The 17,801-nt window shown below is 38.7% G+C and carries 13 protein-coding genes and 1 tRNA gene; 12 read left to right on the top strand and 2 right to left on the bottom strand.

Translation table 11 applies throughout. The annotated features are described in order from the left end of the window. Positions 1–7 precede the first annotated feature (7 nt). From mraY to HCN54_RS12485, 11 genes are all read left to right on the top strand, one after another. Complete coding sequence (gene mraY / locus HCN54_RS12535; RefSeq protein ID WP_167598065.1) at positions 8–1,240, top strand: phospho-N-acetylmuramoyl-pentapeptide-transferase; 1,233 nt, start codon at positions 8–10, stop codon at positions 1,238–1,240. Continuing rightward, a complete protein-coding gene (murD, locus tag HCN54_RS12530) occupies positions 1,241–2,575 on the top strand; it encodes a UDP-N-acetylmuramoyl-L-alanine--D-glutamate ligase (protein ID WP_167598064.1) in 1,335 nt (444 codons plus the stop codon). It begins immediately after the preceding gene. A 14-nt stretch (positions 2,576–2,589) separates the two neighbouring features. After that, complete coding sequence (locus HCN54_RS12525; protein WP_072983302.1) at positions 2,590–3,792, top strand: FtsW/RodA/SpoVE family cell cycle protein; 1,203 nt, start codon at positions 2,590–2,592, stop codon at positions 3,790–3,792. Positions 3,793–3,806: 14 nt separating this feature from the next. Continuing rightward, positions 3,807–4,901 (top strand): undecaprenyldiphospho-muramoylpentapeptide beta-N-acetylglucosaminyltransferase, encoded by a 1,095-nt coding sequence (gene murG, locus HCN54_RS12520; protein ID WP_167598063.1) that lies wholly within the window; start codon positions 3,807–3,809, stop codon positions 4,899–4,901. Then, a complete protein-coding gene (gene murC, locus HCN54_RS12515; protein ID WP_167598062.1) occupies positions 4,902–6,251 on the top strand; it encodes a UDP-N-acetylmuramate--L-alanine ligase in 1,350 nt (449 codons plus the stop codon). It begins immediately after the preceding gene. Further along, positions 6,248–6,964: a cell division protein FtsQ/DivIB gene (locus HCN54_RS12510; protein WP_167598061.1), complete on the top strand. Its 717-nt coding sequence runs from the start codon at positions 6,248–6,250 to the stop codon at positions 6,962–6,964. Before murC ends, HCN54_RS12510 begins: the two co-directional genes overlap by 4 nt. Positions 6,965–6,967: 3 nt before the next feature. Beyond that, positions 6,968–8,317, top strand: a complete 1,350-nt coding sequence (ftsA, locus tag HCN54_RS12505; RefSeq protein WP_072983309.1) for a cell division protein FtsA — start codon at positions 6,968–6,970, stop codon at positions 8,315–8,317. 83 nt (positions 8,318–8,400) lie between these two features. Continuing rightward, entirely contained in the window at positions 8,401–10,428 is a 2,028-nt protein-coding gene (gene ftsZ / locus HCN54_RS12500; protein WP_167598060.1) for a cell division protein FtsZ, read from the top strand. Between the two features lie 120 nt (positions 10,429–10,548). Continuing rightward, positions 10,549–10,998, top strand: coding sequence for a GatB/YqeY domain-containing protein (locus HCN54_RS12495; RefSeq protein ID WP_167598059.1), 450 nt, complete (start codon positions 10,549–10,551; stop codon positions 10,996–10,998). A gap of 105 nt (positions 10,999–11,103) precedes the next feature. Then, a tRNA-Arg gene (locus tag HCN54_RS12490) sits at positions 11,104–11,177 on the top strand. Between the two features lie 234 nt (positions 11,178–11,411). After that, positions 11,412–12,680, top strand: coding sequence for a site-specific integrase (locus HCN54_RS12485; protein ID WP_167598058.1), 1,269 nt, complete (start codon positions 11,412–11,414; stop codon positions 12,678–12,680). A gap of 260 nt (positions 12,681–12,940) precedes the next feature. Here HCN54_RS12485 and HCN54_RS12480 read toward each other — a convergent pair whose 3' ends face one another. After that, complete coding sequence (locus HCN54_RS12480; RefSeq protein ID WP_167598057.1) at positions 12,941–13,732, bottom strand: hypothetical protein; 792 nt, start codon at positions 13,730–13,732, stop codon at positions 12,941–12,943. A 748-nt stretch (positions 13,733–14,480) separates the two neighbouring features. On the opposite strand from HCN54_RS12480, the gene HCN54_RS12475 reads away from it, so the two are divergent. After that, entirely contained in the window at positions 14,481–15,770 is a 1,290-nt protein-coding gene (locus tag HCN54_RS12475; RefSeq protein WP_167598056.1) for a site-specific integrase, read from the top strand. A gap of 921 nt (positions 15,771–16,691) precedes the next feature. On the opposite strand, the gene HCN54_RS12470 is transcribed toward HCN54_RS12475, so the two are convergent. Continuing rightward, complete coding sequence (locus tag HCN54_RS12470; RefSeq protein WP_167598055.1) at positions 16,692–17,603, bottom strand: AraC family transcriptional regulator; 912 nt, start codon at positions 17,601–17,603, stop codon at positions 16,692–16,694. Positions 17,604–17,801: the final 198 nt, after the last annotated feature.

Here is a 17,801-nt window from a genome sequence, read left to right as displayed (position 1 = left end):
ATTTTAAATGCTGTATTACCTTTTTGAATATTTAGAGCGTGCATACAACTTCCCCGGGGCAAGTTTATTTGGCTTTATCACGTTTCGCGCGGCAATAGCGATCATCATGTCGCTGGCGATTTCTACCATTTGGGGAAAGCGCATCATCTTGTATTTACAGAAAAAACAATTGGGCGAATCTATACGTGACTTAGGGTTAGAAGGTCAGGTAGAGAAAGCAGGAACCCCAACAATGGGTGGATTAATCATCATTTTGGCCACATTGATTCCGGTGTTTTTGTTAGCTAAGCTCGAAAATATTTATGTCATCCTACTTATTGTGACCACGTTGTGGATGGGTGCCATAGGTTTTATGGATGATTTCTTGAAAATCAGAAAGAAGAACAAAGAAGGACTTCAAGGCAAGTTTAAAATATTTGGTCAGGTTGGTTTAGGAATTATTGTGGGTGCAACCATTTTCTTCCATCCGGGTGTGACTGTAAAAGATGAGATCGCAAATAAACCGGCGCAACAAGAAGAATTAGTTGACAGTTCTACTACCGAATTTTCTTCGGAAGAAAAGGCTTTAACGACCACCATTCCTTTTGTAAAAAATAATGAGATCGATTATAGCATTCTAGTGAGTTGGTTGGGCGAGGACTATGTAAAATATGCTTGGTTATTATTTATTCCTATTGTCATATTTATTGTTACTGCAGTGTCTAATGGGGCCAACCTTACGGATGGAATTGACGGCTTAGCTGCCGGCTCTTCAGCGATCATCGTGCTCACTTTGGGGATTTTTGCGTGGGTGTCTGGTAACATCATCTTTAGTGATTATCTCGATGTGATGTATATCCCGCGTTCGGGAGAGATGGTAATTTTTATTACTGCATTTGTGGGAGCTCTAGTAGGGTTTTTATGGTACAACACGTATCCCGCCCAAATTTTTATGGGAGATACGGGAAGTTTAACCATAGGCGGAATCATCGCCGTGATCGCCATTGCTATTCGTAAAGAATTACTCATTCCATTACTCTGCGGGATTTTCTTTATGGAAACGCTATCGGTAATGCTGCAGGTGAGTTGGTTTAAATACACCAAGAAAAAAACAGGTGAAGGCCGTCGCATTTTTTTAATGTCGCCGTTGCATCACCATTATCAAAAAAAAGGCATTCACGAGAGTAAGATCGTAACGCGCTTTTGGATTATAGGCATTTTACTCGCGATCATCACCATTGTCACTTTAAAAGTTAGATAGATGAAGCGCTTAGTGATCTTGGGTGGTGGTGAAAGTGGAATTGGCACAGCCATTTTGGGTAAAAAAGAAGGTTTTGAAGTTTTTGTCTCAGACTTTGGGAAGATTAAACCAAAATACCTTGACGTTCTTAAAAACAATGAAATTGAATGGGAAGACGGTGGTCACACCGAAGCAAAAATTCTCAATGCAGACCTCGTGATGAAGAGTCCGGGAATTCCTGATAAAGCACCACTCATTAAAAAGTTGGTTGAAGCAGGTATTTCCGTGATCTCAGAAATTGAGTTTGCAGCCCGCTATACTAAGGCAACCTTGGTCGGCATTACCGGTAGTAACGGTAAAACCACCACCACAATGCTTATGGCACACCTGCTTAAGCAAGCCGGATTGAAAAGTGTGGCTGCGGGAAATATTGGAGACAGTTTTGCAAAAAGGGTGGCGCTTGATGATCAGGATTTTTATGCTCTAGAAATTAGCAGTTTCCAGCTGGATGGTATTGTAGATTTTGCGCCTCATATCGCGATTTTGACCAACATCACACCAGACCATTTGGATCGCTACGAGTATAATTTTGAAAATTACATCAAGTCTAAATTTCGCATAGCGGAAAACCAAACCGAAAAGGATTACTTGATCTATGATGCAGACGATCCCGTGATTACTGATTGGTTGGCAAAACATCCCGTGCGATCGCAGTGCATACCTTTTTCAATTTCAAAACAACTAAAAAAAGGAGCGTATTACGCTCAAGAAGAAATAAACATTTTAATTGACGATACAACGATGACTATGTCAACAAAAAACTTAACTATTAAAGGGGCGCATAACACTAAGAATGCGATGGCTGCGGCAACTGCTGCACGTTTATTAAGTATTCGTAAAGCGACCATTAGAGAATCTTTAGAAGGTTTTCAAGGGGTTGAACATCGCTTAGAGCAGGTGCTTAAGATCAATCACGTGTCTTACATCAACGATTCAAAAGCGACTAATGTGAACGCTACGTTTTATGCCTTAGATAGTATGAGTGCGCCAACGGTTTGGATTGTTGGCGGAGTGGATAAAGGAAATGATTATAAAGATCTTTTCCCACTAGTGAATGAAAAAGTAAAAGCGATCATTTGCCTTGGTGTTGATAATGCAAAGTTGATGCAGACCTTCTCAGGAATGGTAGAGAACATCATTGAAACTCAATCGATCACCGAAGCAGTGAAAATCGCTTACAAATTGAGCGATAAAGGAGATAATGTGTTGTTGTCTCCGGCGTGTGCAAGTTTTGACTTGTTTGAAAATTATGAAGATCGCGGGCGTCAATTTAAAGAAGCTGTGCGTAATCTATAAAATAGAAAGTAGAGTTGAGTAGAACCAAAAACATATTTTCAACCTTGAAGGGAGATCGGGCGATCTGGGCAATCACTGCCTTTTTAGCGCTGTTTTCCTTTTTACCGGTATTTAGTGCGAGCAGCAACCTTGCCTACTTATATGGTAATGGGGAAACATTGCCGTTTTTGGTGCGTCACTTTATGCATTTGGTTTTAGGTTTTGCGATCATTTATGGGGTGCACAAAGTACCTGCGCATTACTTTAAGGGATTGTCAATTATAGGAATTCCTATAGTGATCATCCTTTTGTTGATCACGATGGCGCAAGGGACGACCATTGATGGCGCCAACGCCAGTAGATGGATAAAAGTGCCGTTTGTGGGGATTACGTTTCAAACCTCGACTTTGGCTTCGGTGGTGTTGATGATCTATATCGCGCGTTATCTTTCAAAAATTAAGGACGAGCAGATCACGTTTAAAGAAAGCATTTTGCCGCTTTGGGTGCCGGTGGCTTTGGTTTTAGGATTGATACTTCCGGCGAACTTTTCAACTACAGCGATCATTTTTGCGATGGTGTTGACATTGGTATTTATGGGCGGCTACCCGTTTAAATATTTAGCCATAATCGTAGCGACCGGTTTACTAGCACTTACAATGTTTGTTTTGGCGGCTAAAGCATTTCCGGGGGTGTTTCCCAACCGTGTAGATACCTGGATGAGCCGTATAGACAGTTTTGCTGATGATGAAGATAGCGAAGGAGATTACCAGATAGAGAAAGCTAAAATCGCGATTGCAACCGGAGGCCTTACCGGTTTAGGACCGGGTAAAAGTGTTCAGAAAAACTTTTTACCCCAATCCTCATCAGATTTTATCTATGCGATCATCGTAGAAGAATTTGGTCTGGTAGGTGGTTTGATGTTGTTGTTAATGTACTTGTTACTGCTGTTTAGAATTTTAGTAGTAGCACATAAAGCCGATACGGTTTTCGGGAAGCTCGCCGTGATGGGAGTAGGCTTGCCTATCGTGTTTCAGGCATTGATCAATATGGCGGTTGCGGTAGAATTATTTCCGGTGACCGGGCAGACCTTGCCACTGGTGAGTAGTGGTGGAACCTCGATCTGGATGACGTGTTTAGCGATCGGGATTATTTTAAGCGTAAGTGCTAAGCGTGATGAAGTGCGCGCTAAAGAAGAAGATGAGATGAATCCGCTTGATGTATTAAGCGAAGCGATGTAAACGAAAGTAACGATTTGAAGAACTATAAATTCATACTATCAGGAGGCGGAACCGGGGGGCACATTTACCCGGCGATTGCAATTGCCGATGCTTTAAAAGCAAAGTATCCGCAAGCGGAATTCCTTTTTGTGGGATCTCAAGATCGTATGGAAATGGAGAAAGTTCCTAAAGCAGGTTACGAGATCAAAGGACTGTGGATCGCGGGTCTTCAACGAAAGTTGACCTGGTCTAATTTGATGTTTCCATTTAAGCTGATCAGTAGTTTATTCAAATCGGCAGGAATTATTAGAAAATTTAAGCCAGACGTGGTTATCGGTACAGGTGGTTTTGCGAGTGGTCCTTTGCTTGAGATGGCAACACGTTACAAAGTGCCGGCATTGATTCAGGAACAGAACAGTTATGCAGGCATAACCAATAAGCTTCTGGCTAAAAAGGTGCAGAAAATTTGTGTAGCGTATGATGAAATGCAGCGCTTTTTTCCGCAAGATAAGATTGTAAAAACAGGTAACCCTGTGCGTCAGGATTTGCTAGCGATTGATAGTTTGCGCGAGCAAGGGATAGCAAAATTCAACCTAAAAAAGGATAAAAAGACTTTATTGGTTTTAGGAGGAAGTCTAGGAGCTCGAGCCATTAATAAAATGCTGGATAGAGAATTGCAGTTCATCTTAGATCAAGAGGTGCAAATCATCTGGCAAAGTGGGCAGCTGTATTATGAAGAATATAAAAAGCATAATGCCGTTGAGGATGTACAGGTGTTGCCATACATAGACACAATGAATCTGGCTTATGCTGCAGCTGATATCATTATCAGCAGAGCTGGGGCAGGATCTGTGTCTGAATTGATGTTAGTTGGGAAACCGGTGATCTTTATACCATCTCCCAATGTGGCAGAAGATCATCAGACCAAAAATGCAGAGGCGATCGTATCAAAAAACGCAGCGATTCTGCTGAAAGAGAAAGAAACAGAACAGCAATTTAAGCCTGTTTTTAAAACATTAGTTCACGATGAAGCCAAGCAACAGCTTTTGGGTGAAAATATTAAAAAGATCGCATTGCCACAGGCAACACAACATATCGTAAACGAAGTAGAAAAATTATTAAAGCAGTAGGTGAAAACGCTTGATCACATATCGCATATTTATTTCATCGGCATCGGCGGAATTGGGATGAGCGCGCTTGCGCGATATTTTCACGCTGCCGGGAAAGAAGTGGCTGGGTATGATAAAACACCTTCACAGATCACCAAATCGCTTGAGGAGCTTGGAATCGGTATAAGTTATCAAGATACTTTGGAAGCGATTCCTGCTGAATTTAAAGTTTTAGACAAAACGCTGGTGGTTTATACACCTGCGGTTCCTAAAGCGCATACAGCCTATCAGTTTTATTTAACTGAAGGTTTTCAGATCAAAAAGCGCGCTGAAGTCTTGGGTTGGTTAACTCAGGAGAAATTCTGCTTGGCAGTAGCCGGAACCCACGGAAAAACCACAACCAGTGCAATGCTTGGTCATTTGATGGCATTTTGCGAGCTGCCGGTGACCGCATTTTTAGGCGGAATTGCAGAAAATTATCAGAGTAATTTGATTCAGCAAGGTGAGGAAATCGTGGTGGTAGAGGCTGATGAGTTTGATCGCTCGTTTATGCAACTGTTTCCTAATATCGCGGCAATCACTTCGATGGATGCAGATCACCTGGATATTTACGGCGATGCCGAAGCCTTGCAAAAAAGCTTCAGAGATTTTGCAGCTCAAGTAAAAGAAGACGGTGTCCTGTTTGTAAAAAACGGACTACCGCTCGACGGAATTACTGTAGGTGTAGAAGACCATTCAGCCTATGCTGCTTTAAACGTAAAAATAGAAAACGGAGCCTACCATTTTGATTTAAAACATCCTGATGGGCTCATAGAAGATTTAGTGCTTAACCTGCCCGGTAGACATAATTTGTCTAATGCAACAACCGCTTTGGCGATGGCTTTACATTACGGCTGCCCTGCCGATAAGCTCGCCAAAGCTCTGTTTGCATTTAAAGGGGTTAACCGCAGATTTACGTACCGTATTAAAAAGGCAAATGAGGTGCTCATTGATGATTATGCGCATCACCCTGCAGAAATAAATGCAGTGCATAGTGCTGTACGCGAGATGTACCCAAACAAACGAGTTTTGGCAGTTTTTCAGCCGCATTTGTTCAGTCGTACGCGTGATTTTATGGAAGAGTTTGCAGCGAGTTTAGCACAGTTTGATGAGTTGCTGCTTTTAGATATCTATCCGGCTAGGGAAGAACCTATTGGAGGTGTTACTTCTGAAAAGTTATTGGAGTTAATTCCGCTTACGCGAAAAGAAGTGATTTCAAAAGCACAGCTGGAAGAGAAACTGCAGGCGTCAAAAGCCACTGTAAAAGTGATGATGGGAGCTGGAGATATCGGAGAAGAAATTTTAAAACTGACTAAAACATTAGCGGTATGAAAATCAATTGGTTTTACATAAGAATGCTGGTTTTGGTGGTCCTTACTCTGGGCTTGGTTGCCTTTACGCACAAACGCAATGCCAACCGAAAAGTAAAAGAAGTTCAAATCAATTTTGAAGCCGGTGCAAACCTCTTTGTTACAGCAGAATCGGTTGATAAATTGTTGATACAAAACGGGAAACCTATTGAGGGGCAGTACAAAGAAATTTTAGATTTGAAAGACCTCGAAGATAAACTCGATGCGCACGCAATGATCGCAGATGCAGATGTTTATATGACGTTAGATGGTGTAGTGGGAGCGACTGTAAAGCAAAGAAAACCTCTAGCTCGAGTTCAGACTCAGACCCCGTTTTATATTGATGAAGAAGGCAAGACGATGCCGCTATCATCTAACTATTCGGCACGTGTGCCCTTAGTGACAGGTGTTTCACAAGAGCAGGTAAAAGAAGTTTATCCGCTTTTAAAGTATTTACAAGAAGATAAAGTTCTGGCAACTCAGGTTGTTGGGATTTCAAGATTTAAAAATGGCGATTATAGTCTCACGTTAAGAGTGCTTGATTATGATGTCGTAATAGGCAAAATAGAGCAGTTGTCTAGTAAATTTTCTAACTACAAGGCATTTTATCAAAAGGCGATAAAAGACAATAGTCTTGAAGTTTATAAAAGTGTTGATCTGCGCTTTAAAGGGCAGGTCGTAGGGACAAAAAAGTAAGTTATGGAGCATAAGGACATAGCAGTAGGGCTAGATATTGGTACCACAAAGATCGTGGCAATGATAGGTAGGTATAACGAATATCATAAGCTAGAGATCTTAGGTATTGGTAAGTCTAAAAGTTTAGGCGTACATCGCGGGGTAGTGAATAATATCACGCAGACCATACAGTCTATTCAGCAAGCTGTGCAGGAAGCAGAAAGTGTTTCCGGGATGAAAATAGAAGATGTAGTTGTGGGTATTGCCGGGCAGCATATACGCAGTTTGCAACATAGCGATTATATCACTCGTGCCGATGCAGATCAGGTTATAGGGCCTAAAGACATCGATATGCTTTGCAATCAGGTGCATAAACTGGTTATGCTTCCGGGAGAAGAAATTATTCACGTGCTTCCACAGGAATATAAAGTAGATGGTCAAGCCGAAATCACACAACCCATTGGGATGTATGGTGGAAGGTTAGAAGCCAATTTCCACGTGGTCGTAGGGCAGGTGAGCAGCATACGCAACATTGGTCGTTGTGTAAAAAGTGCAGGTCTCAATCTTGATAAAATTACGTTAGAGCCATTAGCTTCAGCAAACGCGGTACTGAGTCAGGAAGAGAAAGAAGCAGGAGTCGCACTTATTGATATAGGTGGTGGTACAACAGATCTCGCCATTTTTAAAGACGGAATCATTCGGCATACGGCAGTAATTCCATTTGGAGGTAATGTGATCACCGAAGATATCAAAGAAGGCTGCAGCATTATAGAAAAGCAGGCAGAGCTTCTTAAAATAAAATTTGGTTCAGCCTGGCCGGGAGAGAATAAAGATAACGAGATCGTGTCTATCCCGGGATTACGGGGTAGAGAGCCTAAAGAAATTACGCTTAAAAACCTCTCTAAGATCATTCACGCACGCGTGGTTGAGATCGTAGAGCAGGTGTATCTCGAGATCAAAAATTACGGTCACGAGGAACAAAAGAAAAAGCTTATTGCGGGGATTGTGCTTACCGGTGGTGGTTCACAACTGAAGCATTTAAAACAACTGGTAGAGTACATCACGGGTATGGATACACGTATAGGTTATCCTAACGAGCATTTGGCAGGTGATAGCGATTCAGAAACTACGAGTCCGTTGTATGCAACAGCCGTAGGTTTGGTGATGAATAGTTTAGAGCATCAACGCAACATTCAGGACGACGAGCCGCAGGATACCGCAGTGGTAGAAGAAGAACCTGTAATAGAACCGCTTCTGGAAGATGATCCTGCTGAACAAGAAGAAGAAAAGCCGGCAGCGGCAAAGAAACCACGCAAAAGCATTTTTGATACGTGGGCAGAAAAGTTTAAAGACTTTTTAGATAACGCAGAATAAAATAAAAAAACGATAAGCGAATACGTTTATAAAGCCAATAGAAAAAGAGAAAACAAAAGAAACAACCGGTAAAACGATATATTATGAGCAACACAGATTTTGAAAACATTTCGTTTGATTTACCAAAAAATCAGAGCAACGTCATCAAAGTGATAGGCGTAGGAGGTGGTGGTAGTAATGCCATCAACCATATGTTTAGTCAGGGGATTAAAGGAGTAGACTTTGTAGTCTGCAATACAGATGCACAAGCTTTAGAGAACAGTCCGGTGCCTATTAAAATTCAGTTGGGTGTTAGCCTTACTGAAGGTTTAGGTGCAGGCGCCAATCCTGAAGTTGGTGAGAAGGCAGCTATCGAGAGCTCTGAGGATGTAAAACAAATGTTAGGAACCAATACCAAAATGGTATTTATCACTGCCGGAATGGGTGGTGGTACCGGAACCGGAGCAGCACCTGTGATTGCAAAAATGTCTAAAGAGATGGATGTACTTACCGTAGGTATTGTGACCATTCCGTTTCAGTTTGAAGGTAAAATGCGTAATGAACAAGCGCAGTTGGGAGTTGAAAAATTACGCTCGCATGTTGATTCGCTTATTGTGATCAACAACAATAAATTACGTGAGGTATATGGTAACCTTGGTTTCAAAGCCGGATTCAGCAAAGCAGATGAAGTTCTTGCTACTGCTTCAAGAGGTATTGCCGAAGTGATCACGCATCACTACACGCAAAACATTGACCTTCGTGATGCAAAAACCGTATTGAGTAATAGCGGAACCGCTATTATGGGTAGTGCTAATGCTAGTGGTGCGAGTCGTGCTCAGGACGCCATCAGAAAAGCATTAGACTCACCATTGTTGAACGACAATAAAATTACCGGTGCCAAGAACGTACTGTTGCTTATCGTTTCAGGAACCGAAGAGATCACTATTGATGAGATTGGTGAGATCAACGATCACATTCAAGATGAGGCTGGTCATAGCGCAAATATCATTATGGGTGTTGGAGAAGAAGAAAGTCTTGGTGATGCGATTTCGGTAACAATTATCGCTACGGGGTTTAATGTAGAACAGCAAAATGATATCGTTAATACCGAAACGAAGAAGATCATTCACACCTTAGAAGATGAGCAGCGTGCACAACACGATCTTACGCCTAAGAATACCGGAGGTACGTTAAACTTTGATACACCTGCGCCAAAACAGGAAGCCCCGGCTCCTGAGAAAAAACCTATCGTGCATACGCTTGATGATACGGATGATCCAATGGATCTGATGGTAAATAAACCTAAGAAGGAAACACCAAAGCCTAAAATGGATTTGATCCCGACGACAGAGTTGATCAGAAACCTTCAGGTGGTGTATGAGGAAGTTTTAGATCACTCTGAACCAGAGATCACTTTTGAAGAAGAGGAGGAAGAGCTAGAATTTAAAATCGTAAGTGTTGAAGAACCTACGTACAAACCTCAAGCGGATTTGTTTAATCAAGAGGAAGAAGAGCAGTTTACGCTTTCTTTTGACTTGCCATTAAATGAAAAAACATCTCCAGTACAAGAAGAATTTATTGCCGAAGATGATGAGGAAGAAGTGGTGTATAATTTAGATGATGACATCAACGATATAGAGGTGAACAACCCTGTGGAAATCGTTTCGGTAACCGAAGTGAATGAAAACGGAGAAAAGCGTTACAGCCTTGATGATTATATGGAGATGGAAGATCATTTAAACAGTGCGCAACCTACTCAGCAAAAACGAGCAGAACCTCAAAAGAAACAAGAGGAAGAGATCGCTTTTGAGCGCAAAACTGTTGCGCCTGTTGAAAAAGAAGAGGTAAAGGAAGAAGATGGTGACCCTATGAATGCGCCCATCTCTCAATTGCTTACCGAGCGCGCTGCAGAACGCAGACGTATGATGAAGGAGTTTAATTATAAATTCCATAATAATCAGTCGCGCATTGATGAGATTGAGAAGCAACCGGCTTATAAAAGAATGGGAGTTAATCTAGATTCAAACCCGAGTGCTAAAAGTTCTATTTCACGTACTTCTTTAAGCACCGATGAGAATGATGAGATGCAACTACGCAGAAACAATTCATTCTTACACGATAATGTCGATTAGTTAGTAAAAACCGATGTAGGAGCGGCCGTTAGTGAAAACTAGCGGCCTTTCTTTTTAGTGAAATGTGTGGTGTGAAAAGCGAATTTTGGCTATATTCGCTCTCCAAAAATTAGAGAAGTCATGAGTTTACAGACCGAAGTAATGACGGCGATGAAAGCAGCAATGAAAGCAAAAGATCAAAATGCTCTTGCCTCATTACGCGCGATAAAATCAGCTATTCTTACAGCCCAAACCGAAAGTGGAGCGGGAGCTGAGTTGTCTGAAGACCAAGAGATCAAAATGCTTCAGAAATTGGTAAAACAACGCAAAGATAGTGCTGCGATTTATCAGGAGCAGGGGCGAGAAGAAATGGCTCAGGAAGAACTTGCGCAGGCTAAAGTGATCGAGCAGTTTTTACCAGAACAATTAAGTCAGGAAGAGATTGAGCAAGTCGTAGCGGCAATCATAGAAAAAACCGGAGCTAGTGGAATGCAGGATATGGGTAAAGTTATGGGGCTTGCTTCTCAAGAACTTGCCGGTAAAGCAGACGGTAAAACGATCTCGACTATCGTAAAAAGTAAATTAGCATAACAACTTTACGCGCAAGCGAAAAAAATACACGCATAGGCGCTCCCGCTAATTGTCGGGATGAATAGAACATCAGACTGATACTGATAGTAAATGTTAAAATAAATAGGCTCCGTGGCGCAACTGAATAGCGCATCAGATTTCGGCTCTGAGGGTTGGGGGTTTGAATCCCTCCGGGGTCACAAAAGGTCCAAATAAATGGATGCAAAAACCACGTATTTTTATTAAATACGTGGTTTTCAAATTTTTATACTATCATTTAATTTGAAGTGATTTCAGTTTAAATGGTAGCAATATGGTAACGTTTTTCCTTCGCGGTAACAATTTTTAACCGCTGAGAAAACTACCTCTTTACGAGTTTTGATGGGATTGGATTTGACTTTCGTAACAATCAAGTTTAATTTAAATCAAAAGCTATGCGAACTTCAAAAACCTTTTCAATTCAGTTTTGGGCTGATACACGCAAAAACAAAAATGGAGAAGTGCTTATTTATGCACGAATCACCATGGATCAAAAGAGATTAAGCATTAGTCTCAAACGAAATGTTCCTCTAGAATTATGGGATAGTCAAAGTAAACGGGTTCTTGGTAACTCGGTTATGGCTAAACAACTGAATCAATATCTTGATCTAGCCAAATCTCAATTGTATCAAAGCTATATGGAGCTGAAAGCAGCAGATAAAGTGCTAACGGCTCAAATGATCAAGGATTATTTTATGGGGGATGATAAAAGCACTAAAACACTTGTTCAATTGATTGATTACCACAGTGAGAAAATCAAGGGTACACTTGCTAAGGGCACTATTCGGAATTTTCAAATTACGGAAAACTATGTTCTCAAATTCTTAAAATCAAATAAGCTTGAGGATATTTTTCTTTCACGATTGGATTATAAGTTTATTTGCGATTTTGAAACCTTTTTGGTTCAATACTACCCTAAAGGGCATCCAAGAGCTATGAGTCACAATACGGTGATGAAACACATTCAGCGGCTACGGAAAATGATTCGACTCGCTTATCATTTAGAGTGGCTGGACAAGGATCCGTTTAGACGCTGGAAAACTACCTTTGAAAAAACAGATCGAGAATTCCTCTCTGAACACGAATTGTCTAATTTGGCTACCTATGAATTTCCACTAGAGCGTTTAGAACGTGTTCGTGATCTTTTTTTGTTTAGTTGTTATACCGGAATCAGTTATGCGGATTTAAACAAGCTAACACCTAATAATATCTGGAAGGGTGAAGATGATAAAAAATGGATTGTCACGAACAGGCAGAAAACAAATACCCGTGTAAAAGTACCTTTAATGCCTACGGCCCTTAGGCTTATTGAAAAGTATAGGGAGCATCCATTAACAGAAGTTTCAGGTACTTTATTCCCACCTATAACTAACGAGCGCGCCAATTTATATTTAAAAGAAATTGCGGAAGCTTGTGGACTTACTAAGAATCTGACGTTCCATATGGCACGTCATACGTTTGCTACAACGGTGACACTGAGCAATGGAATGCCAATAGAAACCGTTTCTAAGCTTTTAGGACATACCAAAATAGCAACTACACAGATCTATGCACGCGTTTTAGATAAAAAAGTAGAAGAGGATATGAACAAACTTCAAGAAGTTCTGCAATCTAAAACTACTTCCTCTAATAAAGCTGCTGGTAGGTTGAAGATTATAAGATAGTGGCGGTTTAAATTTTGCTTTTGGAGACAGCCTTACTTTGCACGACCGTAGAAAAATATACAATTAAAGGCTATTCATTCTAATTGAGGCTGTACTGAAACATCAGTCAGCCTCTTTCTTTTTGGAAGTATTTATAACAGTCGCTGTCTTAATGTCAAATCCCTGAAGTACTCTTATTGTGCTAAATTCGAACTAGTATGGAAGCATCCATTGTTTTAAGTAGTTCTAAAATCTTACTCGGCTTTCATTTTTTGAACTCTTCATTTGGTGTCTTGAACAAATGATGAAGGCTTATTTTGATGTATAGGTACATATTTTTCAATAATGTATTCAGTTATTGCTTTAAGAGTTTCTCCATTTACAGGATGTAAGCCGGCAGAGGTGTAATATTCAATTTCTCCTTGATCATTTTTATAATACCAGAATAATGGTTTTTGATTCTGTTCTGAAAAAAATTGAGTCGTGATATCTACATCGACCCGTCTAAAGTTCTCAAAACGTTTCTTTTCATACGGCTCAATTGCAGTTCCATAAGTAGAATAGGCACCTGATCCGCAGGCTATTTCTTCGAATTCAGAACCTGTCCAAGTCATGCATTTTATAGATGCACTTGGTTCGGATGCTCTATTCTTAGCGATAAAATAAACTATAATTATTAACGTCAGGGCAAATGTCCCAAAAATAGAAATCGAATACCATCTTTTTTGATTCGATAGAGCTTTAACTTTTACGGATGAGTCATCAATTTCTTCATTTTCTCTTAAGCCAATTTCTTCTTGAACTAGTTTCTTTGATTTGTTATTTTCAACGTATTCAGCATAATCTCTATAGCCCAAATATCTACAAAACTCTTCGATTGTATTTGCTATAGGCTTATTGCCTTTACCTCTTCCATTGATATACTTATCAAAAGCTCTTTCTACGGTTCGATAGCTTAATGTTGTTGTAGCCTCAACTTCTTTAGATAAAGCGTAATTACTGTGAGAGGCTGATTTATTTTGAGCTTTTTCAAATACTTCTTTCGTGATTTTCTTTAAGTAGAATTCCTCCATTATTCTAAAAATACAAATTAAATATAGACATCTATTAGACAAGTGCTTCTATGAAGGCTTGTGATTATTGGTGTCGAAAAGTTGTCCAACACAAGTCTAATGCTTGTCTGCAACCAAACCTTCATCCTTCCTTTACTTTGTTCCTGAGAATGATTGCTGCTATGTATAGCTAACATAGCTTTTCTAGAACATTCATTCTTACGGAAATCTATAATGCAGTGGCTCGGCCAATTTGGAAAGTAGCTTAAAGCTGCTGCATAAGATTTCCACTTTCCAAAAAACAAAAGGAGTACTCCAAAACTCAATGATGGCTGAAAAGCGAAACTCTGGGAACTACCCGGACAGCCATCCCTTTGTTCAATCACAAAATTTAAGAAGATGAAGAAAATTATAATAGCCCTATGTATTGTGGCATTTAATGGCGTGCTTTCCTCTTGTAGTGCAGACGCTTATGAAGAACGTTTATTTAGCAACACTCAGGCTACTGAAGGAGATGATGGGGAAGTAATTCCACCACCCCGACGAAATAGGTATTTAACATATGTTGTTTGATATCTAATTCTATGAAAACCAGTAAAATACATTTTTACTGGTTTTTTTTATGTCCATTTGTAGGCATATTCGTTGGTGTCCTATTTGATGTCCTATTTTTTAGGGAAGAAATTACTACATTTAAGGATCATAGCCGGGTTTGACTATTGAGCGGTTTGGCTTTCGTTTAACAAATTTTTTAATTTAAACGAAAGTTATGATTACTTCACACACTTTAAATGTTCATTTTTGGCTGAAAAAAAGTTCAGTTCGAAAAGATGGAACATTTCCAATCTATGCTCGTATCTCCATTGGAAGTGCCAGTAGAGTAGATTTAAGTACAAAACAAAATGTTTTAGAACAAAACTGGTGCGATAAGTCCAGCAGGGTTGGAAAACGCATCAAAGACGCTCGACGTATCAATGACGAATTGGATGCTATCTATTCTGAGATCAAGAAGGCATATAGAGAACTCCGAAATGAAGGAGTTCCAATAAGTGCCAAGGCAGTTAAGCTAAGATGTACTGGAAAGGATAGACCTGTATCTACAATAAGGGATCTTATTCAATACCATACCGAAAATGATTTAAAAAAATTAGCTCCAGGAACAGCTAAGAATTATGCTGCTACAGAGAAATATATTTTACGATTTGTAAAATCTGAATATAAGTGTGATGATATTTATCTGTCACAGATTGATTATACATTCATTGTAAAATTTGAAGATTACCTTAGAGACTGCAAAACGCTTAAAAAAGCGCAGCCACTTAATAATAATGGTAGGATGAAACACTTGGAGCGCCTAAAGAAATTCACCACCTTAGCCTTAAAGCATCGTTGGATAAAATCTAACCCTTTTGCATTGTACCAGTTGAAATACGAGGATTTCGACTGTCCGTTTCTCGAAGAGAATGAGCTTAAAACTATTTCATCAATAACCCTTACTGATGATAGTTTGAGTATTGTTCGCGATGTGTTTGTTTTCTCTTGTTATACCGGATTATGCTATATAGAAGTTAAAAACTTGAAAACTGGTGATATCGTAAACGGTATCGATAAAGAAGACTGGATAATGGGGCGACGACAGAAGTCCAAAACTCCAGTAAAATTGCCTCTATTGGAGCAGGCTAAGCGAATTTTGGAAAAGTATCAAGAAGTTTCACAGGATGTGCATACGAATAAGTTACTACCTGTATTCAGTGATCAGAAAATCAATAAGTATTTAAAGGAAATTGCGAAACTATGTAAGATTGAGAAAAACCTCACTTTCCACGTAGCCAGACATACTTTTGCAACCACAGTGACTTTACTCAACGATGTTCCTATTGAGACGGTCTCAAAAATGCTTGGTCACACTAAACTTTCTACCACTCAAAAATATGCTCGAGTCGTAGAGCAAAAAATAAGTAAAGATATGAGTAGTCTTAGATCTAAACTTAAGCAGACTAATAGAACATCAACTAAAAGTAAAACTTATAAGGACAATGGGCATTTACGTATTGTCTGATGTTTTGCTTTTTAGTTTTTCTGAAAAACAGAATTTGAGACGAACTCCGTTTTTCCTATTCCTCATAGGATGAGTTTGAGTAAGTATTTTTGATGTACATATGCAAAACTTTTAAAGAGCTAATATTGAACAATATATTGTGTCTAAGAAATTTAATAATTAGGCTGAGTGATTTACGATTGATTTAGTTTAATACTAGCATCACTTATTAAATCATTTCTGGGTATTTAATTCTCCTTCACAATTTTTAAACTTTCCTTGTATACTTTCGAAAATGCCTTAAGAAACATCGCTATACTTTGCTAGAAGGCGTTTCCGAGCTTTACAGTTGGAGCGTATAGTATTGCCTAGATGTTAGTCTATATGTGCAGGAAAATCTTTTAATGGGAGTGATGTTATTCGGATGATAAATAATAGAGTTTTTAGTGCGATAGTTTATCTTCAAATATAAGATTGACCTCGAAACTGAATTAATCAGTTAAGTGTTTGCTCAAAGTGCTTGAAAAACAAATGTGAAATTAGACTACTCAAGAACTGGAAAAACCACTGATGAAAATTTAAAGAAAGTTGCATTAGATCTTTTAGATATAAATATTTAAATCCAAACCGAATTTCCTCTTTGGAAGATGCTTACGAAGAGTTCCATATTTAAATGAATGACAACACTGGGTTCAGACCTCACAACTTCGTGGTTGACAAGTCACACGACCAGTACATTAAAAATTGAAAATAGCTCAATTTATCTATCAATAATGGTACTTAAATAAAGGAGTTGGTCAATTTCCAATGGATATTACTGAATTATTATAATCAAGGATTTATTAATCTGCAAGGCACGTATTAAAATTTCAAACAGAGTTATCATTTATATATTTTAAAAAGCTCTGTGCTGTTTAAAAATATGGGAACTTTCAGCAGTTCTTATACTTTTTTATTATTTCGAATTGAATATTCCTTTCTGTAGTGAGATGGAGGCATCCCCATTAATTTTTTAAACGCTCGGGAATAATAATATGGATCATCATATCCAATCTTTTCACAAATTTCCTTCATACTCAAATCCGTGAAGTATAGATACTGACAGGATTTTTGGATTTTTAATTTGTTGAAATATTGAACAGGTGAATAGCCTGTTTTTAGTTTGAATAATTCTGTAAATCTCGATACTGATAAATTTTGTTGTTTGGCTATATCAGAAACTTTGAATGTTTTAGAAATGTTATTATTTAAATACTCTATTGAATTTGAAATGATATCACTTTTTTTATCAAGAGCATTAATTGATCGATGATAAATCATCTTAGCCAAAAGTGATAAAAATGAAATATTAGCATATTCTAAATTAGGATTTGAATAATCAGTTTCAAGTAAATCTATGATTTTAAAAAAATCTTTATTTCTTAATTCGCTACGAGCTATTGAAGGAACGATATTCTTAAAACTAGCTTTATAATACTCATATAAATATGTTGCTTTTCTGCCTAAAAAATGGCACCAATAGATGGTCCAAGGTGTTTTTGATGAACTTTGGTAATGATGAGAAATGTTTGGGGGGAGTATAAAATATGTGTTGGCGGTAATTTCGTATTTTTTTCCATCCGTATTGATAGAACCCGATCCTTCTACACAATATAATAATATATACTCATTACTCCCATACTTTCGCTTCCTATCATGATATATAGCTTTGGGATAATATCCTATGGCTGTAATGTAAAATTCAGCAATCATAGGATTTTCAATAATATCGTTCAAAACATTTGGTGGCATAGTGGTCATACGTTGACCTAAAAATCCATCTTTAATTTTTTTATGTTCCTTAGAAATTTCCATTTACTGTCCTATTTAAGATTAAAATTACTAAAAGTGTCACATAAATCTAACATACACGGGTTGTCTTATTAGTGTATTACAAACACTTAAAGTGTAAAGCTTTTATGAAGTTTAATGAACTTCTTAATAAATTAATAATCGTAAAATAATCTATTAAAAGGCGAAAGTCTTCCATTTTTATGAGTTAGCGAAAACGAT

It is taken from the genome of Leeuwenhoekiella sp. ZYFB001 (assembly GCF_011784865.1).
Taxonomy (GTDB): domain Bacteria; phylum Bacteroidota; class Bacteroidia; order Flavobacteriales; family Flavobacteriaceae; genus Leeuwenhoekiella; species Leeuwenhoekiella palythoae.
Note: the sequence above shows the minus strand (reverse complement) of the source record. Positions and strands in the feature narration are given on the sequence as shown.